Source organism: Kitasatospora viridis, from assembly GCF_007829815.1.
GTDB lineage: Bacteria > Actinomycetota > Actinomycetes > Streptomycetales > Streptomycetaceae > Kitasatospora > Kitasatospora viridis.
This window is the reverse complement of sequence record NZ_VIWT01000001.1, coordinates 2,304,672-2,322,484: the sequence shown is the minus strand read 5'-3', so window position 1 is coordinate 2,322,484 and position 17,813 is coordinate 2,304,672. Positions and strand designations below refer to the sequence as shown.

Annotated in this window: 11 protein-coding genes; 6 read left to right on the top strand and 5 right to left on the bottom strand. The window is 75.0% G+C overall.

What is annotated here, in order from left to right:
* Positions 1 to 41: 41 nt before the first annotated feature.
* On the bottom strand, positions 42 to 2,777 hold the full coding sequence (gene ppc / locus FHX73_RS10185; RefSeq protein WP_145908187.1) for a phosphoenolpyruvate carboxylase: 2,736 nt from the start codon (positions 2,775 to 2,777) through the stop codon (positions 42 to 44).
* Positions 2,778 to 3,037: 260 nt separating this feature from the next.
* Here ppc and FHX73_RS10180 point away from each other — a divergent pair, with 260 nt between their 5' ends.
* Positions 3,038 to 4,306, top strand: coding sequence for a sensor histidine kinase (locus FHX73_RS10180; RefSeq protein WP_145904701.1), 1,269 nt, complete (start codon positions 3,038 to 3,040; stop codon positions 4,304 to 4,306).
* A gap of 24 nt (positions 4,307 to 4,330) precedes the next feature.
* Here FHX73_RS10180 and FHX73_RS10175 read toward each other — a convergent pair whose 3' ends face one another.
* Both FHX73_RS10175 and FHX73_RS10170 read right to left on the bottom strand, forming a co-directional pair.
* Complete coding sequence (locus tag FHX73_RS10175; RefSeq protein ID WP_145904700.1) at positions 4,331 to 4,816, bottom strand: SUKH-3 domain-containing protein; 486 nt, start codon at positions 4,814 to 4,816, stop codon at positions 4,331 to 4,333.
* A 143-nt stretch (positions 4,817 to 4,959) separates the two neighbouring features.
* Complete coding sequence (locus FHX73_RS10170; RefSeq protein ID WP_246213447.1) at positions 4,960 to 5,418, bottom strand: YwqJ-related putative deaminase; 459 nt, start codon at positions 5,416 to 5,418, stop codon at positions 4,960 to 4,962.
* A gap of 263 nt (positions 5,419 to 5,681) precedes the next feature.
* Here FHX73_RS10170 and FHX73_RS10165 point away from each other — a divergent pair, with 263 nt between their 5' ends.
* From FHX73_RS10165 to FHX73_RS45550, 3 genes are all read left to right on the top strand, one after another.
* Positions 5,682 to 6,692, top strand: coding sequence for an SMI1/KNR4 family protein (locus FHX73_RS10165; RefSeq protein ID WP_145904698.1), 1,011 nt, complete (start codon positions 5,682 to 5,684; stop codon positions 6,690 to 6,692).
* Positions 6,693 to 6,737: 45 nt separating this feature from the next.
* Complete coding sequence (locus tag FHX73_RS10160) at positions 6,738 to 9,191, top strand: SUKH-4 family immunity protein (protein ID WP_145904697.1); 2,454 nt, start codon at positions 6,738 to 6,740, stop codon at positions 9,189 to 9,191.
* Between the two features lie 154 nt (positions 9,192 to 9,345).
* Positions 9,346 to 10,722 (top strand): hypothetical protein, encoded by a 1,377-nt coding sequence (locus tag FHX73_RS45550; RefSeq protein ID WP_211786166.1) that lies wholly within the window; start codon positions 9,346 to 9,348, stop codon positions 10,720 to 10,722.
* Positions 10,723 to 10,770: 48 nt separating this feature from the next.
* On the opposite strand, the gene FHX73_RS10145 is transcribed toward FHX73_RS45550, so the two are convergent.
* Positions 10,771 to 11,670, bottom strand: coding sequence for an SDR family oxidoreductase (locus tag FHX73_RS10145; RefSeq protein ID WP_145904695.1), 900 nt, complete (start codon positions 11,668 to 11,670; stop codon positions 10,771 to 10,773).
* A 79-nt stretch (positions 11,671 to 11,749) separates the two neighbouring features.
* Between FHX73_RS10145 and FHX73_RS10140 the strand changes: the two genes are divergently transcribed.
* Positions 11,750 to 12,376 (top strand): TetR/AcrR family transcriptional regulator, encoded by a 627-nt coding sequence (locus FHX73_RS10140; RefSeq protein WP_145904694.1) that lies wholly within the window; start codon positions 11,750 to 11,752, stop codon positions 12,374 to 12,376.
* Here the strand turns inward: FHX73_RS10140 and FHX73_RS10135 are convergent.
* A complete protein-coding gene (locus FHX73_RS10135; protein ID WP_145904693.1) occupies positions 12,322 to 13,596 on the bottom strand; it encodes a nucleotide sugar dehydrogenase in 1,275 nt (424 codons plus the stop codon). The two genes, FHX73_RS10140 and FHX73_RS10135, sit on opposite strands and share 55 nt — an antisense overlap.
* 530 nt (positions 13,597 to 14,126) lie before the next feature.
* Between FHX73_RS10135 and mfd the strand changes: the two genes are divergently transcribed.
* On the top strand, positions 14,127 to 17,762 hold the full coding sequence (gene mfd, locus FHX73_RS10130; protein WP_145904692.1) for a transcription-repair coupling factor: 3,636 nt from the start codon (positions 14,127 to 14,129) through the stop codon (positions 17,760 to 17,762).
* Positions 17,763 to 17,813: the final 51 nt, after the last annotated feature.

The window sequence follows — 17,813 nt, the reverse complement described above, 5'->3', positions numbered from 1 at the left end:
CGGGGGAGACCCCCGGCCCGCTCGTCCGTTCCCGCGGCGGATCAGCCGGTGTTGCGCAGACCGGCGGCGATCCCGTTGACCGTCAGCAGTAGCGCCCGGGCCCGCAGCGGGTCCTCGGTGCGCCCGGCCGCGGCCTCCTCGCGCTGCCGGCGCAGCAGCGCCACCTGCAGGTAGGAGATCGGGTCGAGGTAGGCGTCGCGGACCGCGAAGGTCTGCTTCAGCACCGGGTTGTGCTCCAGCAGCTCGTTCTCGCCGGTCAGCCGCAGCACCTCGCGCAGGGTCAGCTCGTGCTCGGCGGTGATCTGGTCGAAGACGTGCCGCAGCTCGCCCGGGACCAGCTGCTCGACGTAGTGGCGGGCGATCCGCAGGTCGGTCTTGGCCAGCGTCATCGCGACGTTGGACAGGAAGTTGCGGAAGAAGTGCCACTTCTCGTACATCTCCGGCAGCACGTCGCCCAGGCCGGCCGCGCGGGCCGCCGCCAGGCCGGAGCCGACGCCGAACCAGCCCGGCACGATCTGCCGCGACTGGGTCCAGCCGAACACCCACGGGATCGCCCGCAGGCCGTCCAGGCCGGCGCCCGAGTCCGGGCGGCGCGACGGGCGGGAGCCCAGGTGCAGCGAGGCCAGCTGGTCCACCGGGGTGGCGGCGAAGAAGTACTTCGGCAGGTCCTCCTGCTCCACCAGGGCGCGGTAGGAGGTGTGCGCGGCCTCCGAGACCACGTCCATCGCGGCGTCCCAGCGGGCCAGCTCCTCCGGGGCCTGGCGGGGCGAGGTGTGCAGCGCCGAGGCGGCCAGCGTGGCGGAGAGGGTGAGCTCCAGGTTCTCCCGGGCCAGCGAGGGCAGCAGGTACTTGTCGGAGATCACCTCGCCCTGCTCGGTGACCTTGATCTCGCCCTCCAGGGTGCCCCAGGGCTGGGCGAGGATCGCCTCGTGCGAGGGGCCGCCGCCGCGGCCCACGGTGCCGCCGCGGCCGTGGAAGAGCCGCAGCCGGATGCCGTAGCGGTGGGCCACGTCGCGCAGCCGGCGCTGGGCGCGGTGGATCTCCCACTGGGAGGTGGTGATGCCGCCGAACTTGGAGGAGTCGGAGTAGCCGAGCATGACCTCCTGGACGTCGCCGCGCAGCGAGACCAGCAGGCGGTAGGAGGGGTCGGCGAGCATCTCCTCCAGGATCCGGTCGGCCTGCTGCAGCTCGTCGGTGGTCTCCAGCAGCGGCACGATGCCGATCCGGGCCACCCCGCCGTGCAGGTCGATCAGGCCGGCCTCGCGGGCCAGCACGGCCGCGGCGAAGACGTCGTCCGCGCCCTGGCACATGGAGATGATGTAGCTCTCCACGATCTCGTCGCCGAACCGCTCGAAGCCCTCGCGGATGGTGTTGAAGACGCCCAGGGTCTTGGTGCCGGCCGCGTCCAGCGGGGCCGGGGTGGGGGCCAGCGGGCGGCGCGAGCGCAGCTCCTTGGCGAGCAGCCGCTGGCGGTACTCGCGCGGCATGTCGTTGTACCGCCAGGCCTCCTCGCCGAGCCGGTCGAAGAGCTGGCCGAGCGCGTGGTGGTGGGCCTCGGCGTGCTCGCGCACGTCCATGGTGGCCAGCTGCAGGCCGAACGCCTCGACCGTGTTGATCGCCCGGGCCAGCCGGCCGTCGGCGATCAGCTCGCCGCGGTGCGCCCGCAGCGAGTCCTGGACCAGCCGCAGGTCGGCGACCAGCTCCCGGGTGCCCAGGTAGTCCCGGCCGGGCACGTGCGGGGTGCCGGCCGCCAGCCGGTCCCGGGTGTTCTCCAGCTTGAGCCGCACGCAGGTGGCCTTCAGCCGGTACGGCTCCTCGGCGTTCATCCGCTTGTACCGGGGGCTCAGCTCCGGCAGCAGCTTGAGGTCGGCCTCCAGCGAGGCCAGCAGCTCCTCCGAGGCGCCGGCCAGGCGGACCGAGGTGGAGAGCGAGCCGCGCAGGTCGTCCACCGCCGCCAGGGCGTCCTTGATGCCGTACTCGTGCTGCAGGTTGAGCACGTCCCAGGTGACCTGCGGGGTGACGTTCGGGTTGCCGTCCCGGTCGCCGCCGATCCAGGTGCCGAAGGTGAGCGGGCGGACCCCGTCGGGCAGCGCCAGGCCGACCCGGGCCAGCTCCTCGTGCAGCTCCTCCAGCACCTCCGGGACGGCGTCGCGGTAGAGCTCGTCCAGGTAGTAGACGGCGTTGCGGGCCTCGTCGGTCGGCTCGGGGCGGGCGATCCGCAGCTCGTCGGTCTGCCAGAGCAGGTCGATCACCTCGGCCAGCCGGCGGTCGGCGGAACGCCGGGCGCTGGTCAGCCGGGCCGCGTCGGTGCCGGACAGGCCGGCCGCGGCGTTCTCGCGGTGGATGCGCTCCAGCAGCTCGCCGATCCGGCGCAGCTTGTTCAGCACCGAGCGGCGGGCCGCCTCGGTGGGGTGCGCGGTGAAGACCGGACGGACCGCCAGGTTGGCCAGCGTGTCGGTCAGGTGCTTGGGATCGGCCTCGGCCAGCTGGTCGGCGGTCTGCGCCAGCAGCGAGCCCTCCCGGGCCCGGCGGGCCGCGAACTCGCGGCCGCGGTGCACCTGCTCGGTGACGTTGGCCAGGTGGAAGTAGGTGGAGAAGGCGCGCACCAGCTTGGCGGCGGTCTCCAGGTCGATGTTGGCCAGCAGTTCGGCGGTGGCCTCGCCGTCGGTGCGGCTCAGCAGGCGGACCTGCTCGACCAGGCCGAGCACCTCCGCGCCTTCCTGCCGTACCAGCGTCTCGCCGAGCAGATCGCCGAGGCGGCGGATGTCTGCGCGCAGGGCGGCGTTGTCCGCTTCTACGGCGGCGGGATCGGGGCTCGGGCGGTCGGCCGGGGTGGGGACCGAAGCGGTCACGGCTGGCTCCCTGAAGTGGTGGGGTTCGGCAACGGCGGACCGCGCTGTCCGACGCGCAACAGCATAGGTTGCGACGCGCGTCGAATCGCGGGGGTGGCCGGATTGCGGACAACCGCTCGACCCGGCCGGTCGGACGCCGCGAACTCGGTGGGGTGGCCGGGGCGGCCTCACTTAGGCTGGCACCCATGAGCTTGTCGCCTGGGGAGGGCGCGCGGAGCCGATCGGTCTGGTGGTGGGGCCGGCGGCGCGCCGCGCTACTGGACGTGGGGCTGGCCGCGCTGGCCGCCCTGGAGACCGCGGCCGGCGGCTACACGCTGGCCGCCGGTCGGCTCCACCTGGGCACCGCGCTCGCCGTGCTGGCCGCCGTGGTCGGCGGGCTGGCCGGTGCCACGCTGCTGGTGCGGCGGCGCTGGCCGGCGCTGCCGGTGATGGTGTCCATGGTCCTGGTGCCCGGCCTGTTCGGCGGGGTGCTGCTGGAGGTCGCGCTCTACACGCTGGCCGCCACCTGGATCTGGCCGTCCCGCCGGCTGCGGCTGGTCGGACTCTCCACGGTGGTCTTCCTGGAGACCACCGCGATGGTGCTCTTCCTCTTCCTCACCAGCGACCCGCAGCCCGGCGAGCAGACGCCGCCGACCTGGGTGACCGCGCTGGTCGCGGTGCTGGTCGCGGCCGGGCTGACCGTGGTGCCGCTGGTCACCGGCCTCTACATCGGCGCCCGGCGCCGGCTGCTGGAGTCGCTCAAGGACCGTGCCCAGGGCCTGGAGGCCGAGCTGGACCTGTTGGCCGAGCGGGCCACCGAACGCGCCCGCCGGGCCCGGCTGGAGGAGCGCACCCGGATCGCCCGGGAGATGCACGACGTGGTGGCGCACCGGGTCAGCCTGATGGTGGTGCACGCGGGTGCGCTGGAGCGGATCGCCGCCCGCGACCCGGAGAAGGCCGCGCAGAGCGCCAAGCTGATGGCCGACACCGGCCGGCAGGCGCTGAACGAGCTGCGCGAGATCCTCGGCGTGCTGCGGATGAACGAGGAGCCGGTCGAGCGGGTCCTCGGGCTGACCGAGCTGCCCCGGCTGGTGGACCAGTCCAAGGCCGCCGGGATGCGGGTCACCCTGACGGTGAGCGGCGACCGCACCCCCTACCGCGGGGACGCCGAGCAGACCGCCTACCGGGTGGTCCAGGAGGGCCTGACCAACGCCCACAAGCACGCCGGCGGGGCCCGGGTCTCGGTGCTGCTGGCCTACGTGCCCAACGGGGTCCGGGTGGCCGTGGTCAACGACCGCCCGGGCGCCGGCGAGCAGGTCGGGCTGCCCAGCGGCGGCAACGGGCTGGTCGGCATGGAGGAGCGGGTGCGGGCGCTCGGCGGCAGCTTCAGCGCCGGGCCCGAGCGGGACGGCGGCTTCCGGGTGGAGGCCACCCTGCCGTCCCGGCTGGCCGCCCGGGCCGACCGGCTGGCCTGACGCTCCCCGGGCCCGCCCGGCGGCTCAGTCCGGCGCGCCGGCTCGGTCCAGCGCGTCGGCCACCGTGCGCAGCCGCTCCGGGCGGGTGCCCAGCACCAGCGTGGAGACCGCCTGGTCCAGGTCGTGCCCGAGGAACCACTCGCCGGTGTGGTCCAGGCTGTAGACCCGGCCCGCCTCGTCGATCGCCAGCAGCGCCTGCCCGTACCGCTCCTCGCCGAGCGGGGCGACCCGGCTGTCCAGCGCCCGGCCCAGGTCGGCCAGGGTGCGCGGCTGGTGCAGCCCGCACCGCGGGTCCAGCAGGAACGGCGTGCGGGCCACCTCGCGGCCGGCCCCGGACAGGTCGAAGGAGAGGCCGCCGAACTCCGCCCAGGCCTCGACCGCGGCGGGGAAGACCGAGTGCCGGGCCGTCTCGGGCGCCGGGTGGGCGAGCAGTTCGTCGGCCCACTCCTCGGCGCGGCGGATCTCCCAGCGGCCCGGGTGCCAGCCGGCCTGCTTGAGCGCGGCGGCCACGTCGGCGGAGAACCGGGGCTGGGAGCGGACGGCGGTGGAGCCGGGTGCGGCGATCGGGTTCAGGGGACACTCCGGGGTCGGGGACAGGAACGGTCCAGGCGGTGGCGGCCAGCTGGGCCGGGTGCGGCCGAGGGGAGGACCCGTCAGGTCCGCGGTCCGACCGCCACGCCGAGCACCGCGAAGTGCTCCAGCATCGGCTCGCAGGAGCGGCAGGGCGGGGCGTGGGTGCCGTGCGCCGGGTCGTCCTGCTCGCGGATCCGCACCGTGGTCAGTTTGGCGCCCTTGAGCGCCTTCTTGGCCTCGTGCAGGCTCAGCGGCTTGCGGGCGGCCCGCTTGGAGCGGCCCGTGTCCACCGCCGTCAGGTACTGGGAGAGCAGCAGCGCCTCCGGGCAGCGGCCGGTGAACCGCTCCCGGTGCTGGGCCGGCAGCCGGGACAGGAACTCGCCGACCAGCGGGTGCAACTCGGGCTCCTGGTCGGCCTTGCGGCCGGCCAGCGTGTGCACCTCGCCGCCGCGCAGCGACAGGGCGGCGGCCACTGCGGGCAGCAGGCTGTCGCGGTGGTGGCGCAGCAGCGGCGCGCTCGGCGGCGGTGGGATCTCCACGGCTGGCTGCTCCTTCGGCGGTCGGGCTCGGTCCTGGCACTGCGGTTGTCGGTGGCACGTGTCTGCGGGCCAGCCTGCCAAACGACTCGGACAGACGATCACCCGGGGGTGCCGGAGGCCCTGCTGACGGTGCGTCAGCAAGGCGTCGGGGTGCCCCGCGCGGGCGGGCCGAAGCCGAGGGGCGGCCGGGGGGACCGTTCGCGGGCCCGACCACATACCCTGGTGCCCGGCACAAATCGGCTTCAGCCAGTGGGGGCACCCAGATGACGACAGGTCGGCCCGGCACCGCGGCCGCGCCCAACGCGGCCTATGCGGGTCAGGTGGTCCACTTTCCCGACCCGGTGCGGGCGGCCCGGTACCCCGACGGGGTGCCCGTGGACGCCCAGGGCTACCCGGACTTCGGACGGTACGCGAAGGCGGTGGCCGAGGTGGCCGACCCGCCCGAGGGCTTCGGCGTGGACGAGCTGCGGCTGACCGACTACGTCTCGGCCAACGCCGCGCTCTACAGCCACGGGCACGAGCTCTGGGCCGACCTGGAGTCCCCGGTCGCCACCCCGCCCGGCTGGACCTGGCACCACGCGGTGACCGGCGCGGCCCCCGGCTGGCGCCGGATGGAGCTGGTCCCGGTCGAGGTCAAGGCGCTGCTGCGGCACCACGGCGGGCTGGCGGCCTCGGCCGCCGACCACGGCCGGCGCGGCACCCGCCCGCTGCAGGAGCGCCGCCCGGCGCACTTCTCGCTCTCCAAGGAGGGCGCCGACCCGCTCGCGGTGACCGAGGACCTGGTGCAGTCGGCCGAGGAGCGGCTGGGCTACCGGCTGCCCGGCCCGTACCGGGAGTTCCTCAAGCTGGCCGGCGGGCGCGGCCCGGTCGGGGTGGCGCTGGACACCGAGCTGGGCCTGCTGCTCGACCAGCCCTTCCTCACCCTGACCGAGGAGTACGGGCCGGCCGACCTGGTCTACGTGAACAAGTGCCTGCGCGACCACCTGACCAAGGACTACCTGGGCATCGCCTACGCCCAGGGCGGGCTGGTGGCGCTCAAGGTGCGCGGCGACCGGATCGGCTCGGTCTGGTTCTGCCCCTACGACGACGCCCGCGACACCGGTGGGCCCGAGGACCCGGCGGCCCGGGTGGCGCGGCTGCTGCTGCCCGCCGGGGACAGCTTCGACGACTTCCTGGTCCGGCTGGCCGGCAGCCCGGTCGAGCTGGAGACGGTGGCGGGCCTGATGGTGGACGGCGGATTCGCCCGCGCGGTGCCGACCGCGCCGGTCGGCTGAGGACGGGGGAGCAGTGACGGTGTCGAAGACCAAGGCGGTGCTGGCATGGTGACGTACGCGCAGGCGCAGGACCTGGCGGCGGAGTGGATCAACGGCGGGGTGCCGCCGTTCCAGCAGCGCGAGGTGCGGGTCCGGGAGTTCGACCTGGGCTTCGTCTGCTGGGCCGAGGACCGGGCCGGCGGCCCCTCCTCGGACGGCGGGGCGGCCAAGCTGGTGATCGCCCGGGAGAGCGGGGCCAGCACGCTCTGGCCCGCGCTGCCGGTCAACGAGGTGGTGCGGCGCTACCAGGAGGCCTACGGCAAGCCGGTCGGCGGCGCGTCGAACGGGCTGAACAAGCCGCTGCCCGGCCCGGTCGAGGCGACCTCCTTCCTGCTCAGCCCGCCGCAGTGGATGCAGGAGGCGGGGGAGGCGGCGATCGCCGCCGAGGCCGCCAAGCTGGGCAACGCCGCGCCCGTGCCGGCGCCCGCGCCCGCCGCCGAGGCTCCGGTGCCGTTCGCCGACACCGCGTCGCAGTTCGCCGACGCCGCCGCCCGCCGCGAGGCGGCGCCCGCCGACGCCGGGCAGCCCGCCCCGCCCGCCCCGCCGGCGCCGTACGCGCCGGCGCCCGACGCGCCCGTGCCGCACGGTCTGCCGCTCACCGGTCCGGCCCGGCTCAGCACGCCGCCGGTCTCCGACCGCCCGGCCGGGGACGGGCCGACCATGCTCGCCCCGCCGCCCAGCTGGGAGGGCGACGAGCACGGCGAGGAGGTGCCGGCCCCGGTCACCCCGCCGGACGCCCGCACCGTGCGGATGCCCCCGCCCACCGCGGCCCGGCCGCCGGCGGACCCGTACAACCCGTACCCGAGCGCCGAGGCCGCCGCGCCCGCGCAGCCCGTCCCCGCGCAGCCCGCCCCGGCGCCCGCGCAGCCCGCGCCGGTCGGCGGGTACGCGCCCACCGTGCTGGCGACCGACGGCCCGCCCGGCCTGATGGGCCTGCCCGGTGCGCCCGGCCAGCCGACCCCGCCCGGCCCGCCCGCGGTGGAGCAGGCGCCGACCATGCTGGCCGGCGAGCCGCCGGTCGCGCCGACCCCGCCCGGCCCGCCGGCCGTGGAGTACGCGCCGACCATGCTGGCGACCGACGGTCCGCCCGGGCTGATGGGCCTGCCCGGTGCGCCCGGCCAGCCGACCCCGCCCGGCCCGCCGAGCCGCGGCCGCAGTGACCAGAGCGCTCCGCCGCCCCCGCCGCCGGCCGCGCTGCGCGGCACCGGTGGCGGTGGCCCCGCCTCCTCCGGCCGCGGGCGCAGCGACACCTCCGCCCCGCCGCCGCCCCCGCCGTCCGGGCTGCTCGGCGCCAAGGCGTCCACCCCGGCGCCGGTGCCGCAGGCGTCCGCCCCGCAGGCCCAGCAGCCCCCGGCCGGTGCCGCCGACCTGTCCGACGCGGCGACCAGCAAGTCCTCGATGCCGGCCCGCCCGGCGCAGGGCGGGGTGCCCGGCGCCGCCGCGCCGGTGCCCGGCCTGCCGCCGCAGGGCGCGCCGGTGCCGCCCGGGGTGCCCACGGTCGGCCCGGGCTACCTGGCGGTGCTCAGCTACCGGGCGCCGGACGGCTCGGAGCAGAAGGTGATGTTCCGCAGCGAGCCGGGCACCCCGCACCCGGAGTGGCGGATCCTGCAGGAGCTGCGCCGGTTGAACGTGCCCGCCGAGCAGGTGCTGGAGCTGCACACCGAGCTGGAGGCCTGTGACCTGCCGGGCGGCTACTGCCGCCGGCTGATCACCTCCTCCTGGCCGAACGTGCGGATCACCAACACCGCCGCCTACGGCCGCGACCTGGCCTCCCGTCAGTCCGGCATGGCGCACCTGCTGAACCACCTGGACGAGTTGCACCAGCTGGCCGGCGGTCCGCGCCGGCCGCGTCCGGTCCGGGCGCCGCTGCCGGCGCCGGGCACGGTGGCGCAGCTGCCGCCGGTGCCGCCGCAGCAGCTGGCGGCGGAGCTGGGCCAGTACTTCGGTCCGGCGGTGTTCCGCTACGAGCAGCGCGCGGTCTCCCGGCAGGGGGTGCCGGAGATCGTGGCGCAGACCCTGGTCTGGGCCGGCCTGCCGACGAACTTCGGCCCGTTCTTCTGGGCGCACGCGCCGGAGAACCGGCCGATCCCGACGCTGGCCGAGCTGGCCGCCGAGCGGGGCCGGCAGGCGGCCCCCGACGCGGGCGGCTACCTGGTGCTCGGCAACGACTACGGCCGCCAGCTCTGTGTGCAGTACGGCACAGCCGCGGTGGTCGCGGTCGATCTGGAAGGAACCGGGGAGCCGCCGCGGTTCGTCAACACCGGTGTGCCGGAGTTCGTCCGGTCGCTCGCCCTGCTCGGTCGGATGTGGCCGCTGCGCTACGGTCTGACCCCGGATCAGGCCGGGCGCTGGACCACCGACTTCCAGGCCGAGCTGGCCGCGGTCGACCCGGCCGCCCTCCAGGCGCCGGACACCTGGTGGGCGGTCCTCCTGGAGCAGTTCTGGGACGGCCTGCTGTAGCCGCCGTCGGCGGCTGGGGCCGGAGTGTCACCCCGGGTGACCTCCGGCCGGCGGTGTCGCTTCCTTGGGCTTTCCAAATGATCTGCGCAAAATAGGTCAAGAGGACAGGCATCGAGACCAGCCCTACCCAGCCCGCCAATGAGGGGACCAGGACATGAGCGACGCCATCCCGTCGTACGGCTTCACCCAGGCCCGACGCGGCTACGCGCCCGAGCAGGTCGACCGCGCGCTGACCGCGCTGACCGCGCAGCGCGACGAGGCGTGGCACCGGCTCAGCGTGCTCGGCGCGCAGATCCGGGACCTGGAGACCGCGCTGGTCGCCGCCCGGCAGGCCGCCGCCGAGGCGCCCGAGCCGGACTACACCACGCTCAGTGAGCAGGCCGGCGACCTGATGGCGATCGCCGACAACGAGGCCCGGCAGATCCGGGAGAAGGCCGAGCGGTTCGCCGAGGACACCCGGGACGACACCTACCAGGCCGGCCAGGACGGGCAGCAGGCCGCCGAGGAGTACTCCGCGGCGACCCGCACCGAGGCCGACCAGGCCGCCCGCCGGACCGACGAGCGCACCCGGGCCGAGGCCGAGCGGCTGCGCGGCGAGGCGGACCGGGACTCCCGGACCACCCGGGACACCGCGACCGCCGAGGCGGCCAAGATCCGGGTGGCCGCCGCCGAGGCCGGCGAGCGGGCCGAGGCCAAGCTGGCCGAGCTGCGCCGCGAGGCGGACGAGCGGTTCGCCGCCGAGGAGGCCGCCGCCCAGGCCGCCGACGCCGCGAGTTCGACCGCCGCCGAGGGCCGGCTGCGGGAGGCCGAGCAGCACCGGGAGTCGGTGCTCGGCGTGGTCAAGCAGATCGACACCGACGCCCAGGCCCGGGCCGACAAGCTGGTCGAGCAGGCCCGCCGGGAGGCCGAGCGGATCAACAGCGCCAGCGCCGAGGAGCGGGCCGCCTTCGACGAGCGGCTGTCCACCGTGCAGACCCACCTGGACCACATCAAGGGCACCCTGGCCTCGCTCACCGGCAAGGCCGTCGGCATGATCGAGGCCGGCGACCGGCCCGCGGCCGGTGGGGTGACCGAGCCGCCGGCCGGGTCCGACGCCGCTGCCGGCACCGCTGCCGACGCCGGTTCCGAGGACGAGACCGGGGAGGTGCCGCTGCCCCCGACCGCCGACGCGCCGACGACGGTGCTGCGGCTGCCCGCCGACTTCCGCCAGCAGGCCGCCGCCGCTGCACCCACCGGGCCGGACCCGCGCGCCGTCCAGCCGCCGATCGCCCAGCCGCCGATCGCGCAGCCCCCGACGGCCCCGCCGCCGGCTGCCCAGCCCCCGGTGCCGCCCCGCCCGGTCGCGCCGCCGCCGGTGCCGCCGGCCCCGCCGACCGCCGCCGCGGCCCCCGTGGCCCCCGCGTCCGAGGACGAGACGAGGGTGCTCCCCAAGGTGGAGGCCGAGACGGCGGTCATCCCGAAGATCGTCATCATCGACGACGGCGTCACCATGGACACCCTGCCGAACACGGTGGGCCGCCGGCGCAGCTGAGGCCCGGTCAGGGGGCGGCCGGACGGGCCGTCCCCCGCGCTCGGCGTGTCAGTGTCCGCCGGGCGCGGCGTGCTCCCCCTCGCGCAGGTCGTCCAGCAGCGTGGGGTGCACGGGCTCCCAGCCGTACGTCTCACGGGTGAGGGTGTTGTCCGCCCGGGAGTCGAGGGCGAGCATCGGGGCGAGCCAGCGGAAGTGGCTGGCGGCCTGGTCGGCGGGGATCGAGCGGAGCGGGATGCCGAGGCGGTCGGCGAGGGCTTCGGCGACCGCGCGCTGGGTGATGCCCTGTTCGGCGACGGCGTGCAGGACGGCCCCGGCGGGGGCCCGGTCGAGGGCGCGCACCACCAGGTCGGCGGTGTCGCGCACGTGCACGGCGGGCCAGTGGGCGGTGCCCTCGCCGAGGTAGCCGGACACCCCGGTCTCGCGGGCGATCTGGGCGAGCACACTGGCGAAGCCGGCCCGGGTGCGGTCGTGCACGCAGGGGGCGAGCCGGAGCAGGGCGCTGCGCACGCCGCGGTCGGCGAGCTCCAGGGCGAGCTGCATGGACCGGGAGCGCGGGCTGGCGGACAGGTCGAGCCCGTCCTGCTCGGTGGCGATCCGGCCCGGGGCGATCCCCAGCACGCCCGAGGCCATGAGCAGCGGCTTGCCGGTGCCGGCCAGCGCCTCCCCGTAGGCCTCGACGGCCGCGTACTCGGTCTGCGCCGAATCGGCGAACTGCGAGAAGTCGTGGTTGAAGGCGAGGTGGACCACGCCGTCCGAGGCGGCGGCGCCCGCGCCGAGCGAGGCCGGGTCGGCCAGGTCGCCGCGCAGCACCTCGACCCCGGCGGCCGCCAGCTTCGCGGCGGAGGCGTCGGAGCGGGCCAGGGCCAGGACGTGGTGGCCCTCGGCGAGCAGCAGCGGAACGACCGCGGAGCCGATGAAGCCGGATGCACCGGTGATGAAGACACGCATGATGGGCCCTCCAGTGATGAGACCAAGTACCATCACTCTACGCCTGATGAGACCAAGTCTCATAGCTAGAGTTGCAGACATGGCCAGATGGGAACCGGACGCCGCCGCGCGCCTGGAGCGTGCCGCGCTCCAGCTCTTCGTCGAACGCGGCTACCAGAACGTGACGGTGGTCGAGATCGCCGAGCAGGCCGGCCTCACCAAGGCCACCTTCTTCCGCCACTACGCCGACAAGCGCGCGGTGCTGTTCGGCGGCGAGGAGATGCTGAGCTCGCTGCTGGCCGAGGCCGTCGCCGATGCCCCGGACGGCGCCACCCCGCTCGCCATGGTCGGCGCGGCGCTGTGCGCGGTGGGCACCGCGTTCACCGACGAGCGCCGGGAGCTGGCCACCCTGCGGGCCCAGGCGGTCGCCCAGGACGCCGGGCTCCAGGAGCGGATGGCCTACAAGCGCACCGTGCTGGCCGAGGCGATCGAGCGGGCGCTGCGCGCCCGGGGCACCGCCGAGCCGGTGGCCCTGGTCGCCGCCCAGCTCGGTGTGCTCGCCTTCCAGGCCGGCTACCTGCGCTGGGCGGTGACGCCGGATCAGGGCTACGGCCCGCTCGCGGTGGACGCGCTGGCCGAGCTGGCGGCGGCGACCGAATCACTGGGGGTGGCTCAGAGCACCTCCACCGCCGAGCCGGTGACCCTGCGTCGGCAGTCCAACACGTAGCCGGCGTGCTCGCCGATCGCCGCGTAGTCGAAGTCGTCATGGTCGGCGAGCAGCACCACCGCGTCGGCGGCGGCCAGCTCGGCGGGGGTCGGCGCGACCCGCTGCACCCCGCTGAACGGACCGCGCTGGCCGGGCAGGTGGACGCCCGGCAGCACGTGCGGGTCGGCCGCCCGGACCTCGGCCCCCATCCGGGTGAGCAGTTCGGCCACCCGGGCCGCCGGGGTCTCCCGGGCGTCCCCGGTGTTCTTCTTGTAGGCCAGGCCGAGCAGCAGCACCCGGGAGCCGTTCACCGGCCGGCGCCGCTGGTTCAGCCCCTCGGTGAGCCGCCGCACCACGTAGTCGGGCATGTGGCTGTTCACGTCGTTGGCCAGCTCGACGAACCGGAACGACCGGCCGAGCGCCCGCTCGACCCGCCAGGAGAGGAAGGACGGGTCGATCGGCAGGCAGTGCCCGCCCACCCCCGGCCCCGGGTTGAACCGCAGGAAGCCGAACGGCTTGGTGGCCGCCGCGTCGATCGCCTCCCAGATGTCGATGCCCAGGTCGTGGGCGAACATCGCCAGCTCGTTGACCAGTGCGATGTTGACGTGCCGGAAGGTGTTCTCCAGCAGCTTGGTCAGCTCCGCCTCCTTGCAGGAGGAGACCGGCACGGTGCGCTCGACCAGCTGCCGGTAGAAGCCGTCCACCACGCGAAGTGACGCCTCGTCGATCCCGGAGACCACCTTCGGGGTGTTCTCCAGCCGCCAGACCGGGTTGCCCGGGTCGATCCGCTCGGGGCTGTAGCCGAGGTGGAAGTCCGGTCCGGCGAGCAGGCCGGAGGCCTTCTCCAGCAGCGGGGCGAGCAGCTCTTCGGTGGTGCCGGGGTAGGTGGTGGACTCCAGCACCACGGTGGCGCCGGGCCGCAGGTGCGCGGCCAGCACCTCGCCGGCCGCCTCGATGTAGGAGAGGTCCGGCACGCCGTCGCGCAGCGGGGTGGGCACGGTGATCACCGCGAGGTCGAAGCCGGCCAGCTCTGCCGGTTCGGCGGTGGGCCGGTAGGCGCCGGTGGCGAGCAGCGGACGCAGCCGGGCGTCCGGGATGTCCTCGACGTAGGAGTCGCCGCCGGCCAGTCTGTCGACCCGGCGCCGGTCGATCTCGTACCCGATCACCTGATGACCGACTTCGGCCGCGCGGACGGCGAGCGGGAGCCCCACGTAGCCCTGGCCGGCGATGACGACACGCATGGCGCCAGCCTAGGGAGCGGCCGGGGCGTCGGACCGCGGCTCGCGGCAAAGATCACCGGAACGAGCGTCGCGGTGGCGCGGAGGTCAGGACCCGGGGCGCCCTCCAGGACAGGGCGCCCCGACTCCCGACGATCGGGCGGGCGCCCCCACCCAGGGTCGCCCGGCCTCGCACCCCGACCCCCATCGGAGTGCGTCGGGCCCACCGCGCCATCCCCCACGGTTGGAGCGGCGAGCACGGGATCAATACTGCGCGGCCTCCATGGACGGCCAGTGACAGGAGTATGTCCACTTCTTGACAATCGGCCGTGCCGTCCGATCCGCAGGTCGTGGGCATGACGCCCGTGCCCCGTGGTCCCGGGCGCACCCGTGGCCCCGTGGCTGGCCGCGTCGGCGGCGGGTGCTCGGCGTACGCTGGATGCCTGACCCGGCCCCTGGTGTATCGCGGTGCCGGGCCCGTCAAGCTGCCCGGCTGCAGGAGCGCGTGCCTTCAGGCGGGCCCCGCCGCGACCCAACGGGACGAAGAAGATCGCATGAGCCTGACCGGTTTGCTCGACGTCGTGGTCCGTGACCCCGCCCTCGCCGAGGCGATCGAGGCGGCCGCTGGCAGCCATCGCCCGCACCTCGACCTGGTCGGCCCGCCCGCCGCCCGGCCGTTCGTGGTCGCCGCACTCGCCCGTTCGCTGGCGGCCGGGGGCGCCGAACGCGGCCGCCCGGTGCTCGCGGTGACCGCGACCGGGCGGGAGGCCGAGGACCTGGCCGCCAGCCTCCGCTCGCTGCTGCCGCCGGACGCGGTGGCCGAGTTCCCCGCCTGGGAGACGCTGCCGCACGAGCGGCTCTCGCCGCGCTCCGACACCGTCGGCCGCCGGCTGGCGGTGCTGCGGCGGATCGTTCACCCGAGAGCTGACGATCCGTCGGCCGGCCCGGTGCAGGTGGTCGTCGCCCCCGTGCGCTCGGTGCTGCAGCCGCAGGTCAAGGGGCTGGCCGAGCTGGAGCCGGTGGCGCTGCAGCGCGGCGAGTCGCACGACCTGGAGGAGGTGGCCCGCCGGCTCGCCGCGGCCGCCTACGCCCGGGTCGAGCTGGTCGAGAAGCGCGGCGAGTTCGCGGTCCGCGGCGGCATCCTGGACGTCTTCCCGCCCACCGAGGAGCACCCGCTGCGGGTGGAGTTCTGGGGCGACGACGTCGAGGAGGTCCGCTACTTCAAGGTGGCCGACCAGCGCTCGCTGGAGATCGCCCAGCACGGGCTGTGGGCGCCGCCCTGCCGCGAGCTGCTGCTCACCGAGGAGGTGCGCGAGCGGGCGGCCGCGCTGGCCCGGCGGCACCCGGAGCTGGCCGAGATCCTGGACAAGATCGCCGAGGGCATCGCGGTCGAGGGCATGGAGTCGCTGGCCCCGGTGCTGGTGGACGACATGGAGCTGCTGCTGGACGTGCTGCCGGCCGGCTCGGTCACGGTGGTCTGCGACCCGGAGCGGGTGCGCACCCGGGCGGCCGACCTGGTGGCGACCAGTCAGGAGTTCCTGCACGCCTCCTGGGTGGCGGCCGCGGCCGGCGGCGAGCGGCCGATCGACGTCGAGCAGATCGACGTCTCCGCCGCCTCGCTGCGCTCGCTGGCCGACGTGCGCGAGCACGCGGCGGAGATCGGACTGCCCTGGTGGTCCGTCAGTCCGTTCGCGACCAGCGACAGCGAGGTCAGCTCCGTCCTGGCCCGCGGCGGAGCCGCTGATGGATACAGCGACAGCAACACGCTGAGCCTGGGTATGCACGCCGTCGAGGCCTACCGCGGCGACACCGCGCGGGCGATCGCGGACGCCAAGGAGCGGCTGGCCGCCGACTGGCGGGTCGTCATGGTGACGGAGGGTCAGGGTCCGGCCTCCCGGCTGGCCGAGGTGCTCGGCAACGAGGGGATCCCGGCCCGGCTGGTCACCGAGCTGACCGAGGCGCCGACCCGGGACGTGGTCTACGTCTCCTGCGGGTCGATCGAGCACGGCTTCGTGGACGAGGCGCTCAAGCTCACGGTGATCACCGAGACCGACCTGTCCGGCCAGCGCTCCTCCACCAAGGACATGCGCCGGATGCCGTCCCGGCGGCGCAACGCGATCGACCCGCTGGCCCTGGTGGCCGGCGACTACGTGGTGCACGAGGCGCACGGGGTGGGCCGCTACGTCGAGATGGTGCAGCGCACCGTGCAGGGCGCGACCCGCGAGTACCTGGTGCTGGAGTACGCGCCGGCCAAGCGCGGGCACCCCGGCGACCGGCTCTTCGTGCCGACCGACCAGCTGGACCAGGTGACCAAGTACGTCGGCGGCGAGGCACCGACGCTGCACCGGCTCGGCGGCGCGGACTGGGCGAAGACCAAGCAGCGGGCCAAGAAGGCGGTCAAGGAGATCGCCGCCGACCTGATCAAGCTGTACAGCGCGCGGATGGCGGCGCCCGGTCACACCTTCGGCCCGGACACCCCGTGGCAGCGCGAGCTGGAGGACGCCTTCCCGTACGCGGAGACGCCGGACCAGCTGACCACCATCGCCGAGGTGAAGTCCGACATGGAGAAGTCGGTCCCGATGGACCGGCTGATCTGCGGCGACGTCGGCTACGGCAAGACCGAGATCGCGGTCCGCGCGGCGTTCAAGGCGGTGCAGGACGGCAAGCAGGTGGCGGTGCTGGTGCCCACCACGCTGCTGGTGCAGCAGCACTTCTCGACCTTCGCCGAGCGGTACGCCAACTTCCCGGTGGTGGTGAAGGCGCTCTCCCGGTTCCAGACCGACAGCGAGGCCAAGGCCGTGCTGGAGGGGCTGTTCGACGGCTCGGTGGACGTGGTGATCGGCACCCACCGGCTGTTCTCCTCGGAGACCAGGTTCAAGGACCTGGGCCTGGTGATCGTGGACGAGGAGCAGCGGTTCGGCGTCGAGCACAAGGAGCAGCTGAAGAAGCTGCGGGCAAACGTGGACGTGCTGACCATGTCGGCGACCCCGATCCCGCGCACCCTGGAGATGGCCGTCACCGGGATCCGGGAGATGTCCACCATCACCACCCCGCCGGAGGAGCGGCACCCGGTGCTGACCTTCGTCGGACCGTACGACGAGAAGCAGATCTCGGCGGCGATCCGGCGTGAACTGCTGCGCGAGGGCCAGGTCTTCTACATCCACAACCGGGTGGAGTCGATCGACAAGGCGGCCGCCCGGCTGAAGGAGCTGGTGCCCGAGGCCCGGGTCGCCACCGCGCACGGGCAGATGGGGGAGACCCAGCTGGAGAAGGTGGTGGTGGACTTCTGGGAGAAGGAGTTCGACGTCCTGGTCTCCACCACGATCGTCGAGTCCGGCATCGACATCTCCAACGCCAACACGCTGATCGTGGAGCGCGGCGACACCTTCGGCCTCTCCCAGCTGCACCAGCTGCGCGGCCGGGTCGGCCGCGGCCGCGAGCGCGGCTACGCCTACATGCTCTACCCGCCGGAGAAGCCGCTCACCGAGACCGCCCACGAGCGCCTCGCCACCATCGCCCAGCACACCGAGATGGGCGCGGGCATGTACGTCGCGATGAAGGACCTGGAGATCCGCGGCGCCGGCAACCTGCTCGGCGGCGAGCAGTCCGGGCACATCGCGGGCGTCGGCTTCGACCTCTACATGCGGATGGTCGGCGAGGCGGTGGCCGAGTTCCGCGAGTCGCTGGAGGCCGGCGGGGAGGTGGAGGAGGAGCCGCTGGAGGTGAAGATCGAGCTGCCGGTGGACGCCCACGTGCCGCACGACTACGCGCCCGGCGAGCGGCTGCGGCTGCAGGCCTACCGCTCGATCGCGGCGGTCAACTCGGAGCAGGACATCGAGCAGGTGCGGGCCGAGCTGACGGACCGTTACGGGAAGCTGCCGGAGCCGGTGGAGAACCTGCTGCTGGTGGCCGCGCTGCGGCTGTACGCGCGGCGGTGCGGGATCGCGGACATCACGCTGCAGGGCAACGTGGTGCGGTTCGGGCCGGTGGAGCTGCGCGAGTCGCAGACCCTGCGGCTGAACCGGCTCTACCCGCGCAGCCAGGTCAAGGCGGCCACCTCGCAGCTGATGGTGCCGCGCCCGACCACGGCCCGGATCGGCGGCAAGCCGGTGGTCGGGCGGGAGCTGCTGGCCTGGTGCGGCACCTTCCTGAGCACCATGTTCGAGGAGCTGGCGGGCGCCAAGAAGTAGGCCGCGCGGGCCGGGGCGACCGGTCGGGGCACGGCGGCGGGTGCGCCGCCG

Bases quoted from the DNA above. Each gene is read 5' to 3' on its own strand.
- FHX73_RS10180 (WP_145904701.1), top strand. From the start codon at position 3,038: ATGAGCTTGTCGCCTGGGGAGGGCGCGCGGAGCCGATCGGTCTGGTGG.
- FHX73_RS10165 (WP_145904698.1), top strand. From the start codon at position 5,682: ATGACGACAGGTCGGCCCGGCACCGCGGCCGCGCCCAACGCGGCCTAT.
- FHX73_RS10160 (WP_145904697.1), top strand. From the start codon at position 6,738: ATGGTGACGTACGCGCAGGCGCAGGACCTGGCGGCGGAGTGGATCAAC.
- FHX73_RS45550 (WP_211786166.1), top strand. From the start codon at position 9,346: ATGAGCGACGCCATCCCGTCGTACGGCTTCACCCAGGCCCGACGCGGC.
- FHX73_RS10145 (WP_145904695.1), bottom strand. From the start codon at position 11,670: ATGCGTGTCTTCATCACCGGTGCATCCGGCTTCATCGGCTCCGCGGTC.
- FHX73_RS10140 (WP_145904694.1), top strand. From the start codon at position 11,750: ATGGCCAGATGGGAACCGGACGCCGCCGCGCGCCTGGAGCGTGCCGCG.
- FHX73_RS10135 (WP_145904693.1), bottom strand. From the start codon at position 13,596: ATGCGTGTCGTCATCGCCGGCCAGGGCTACGTGGGGCTCCCGCTCGCC.
- mfd (WP_145904692.1), top strand. From the start codon at position 14,127: ATGAGCCTGACCGGTTTGCTCGACGTCGTGGTCCGTGACCCCGCCCTC.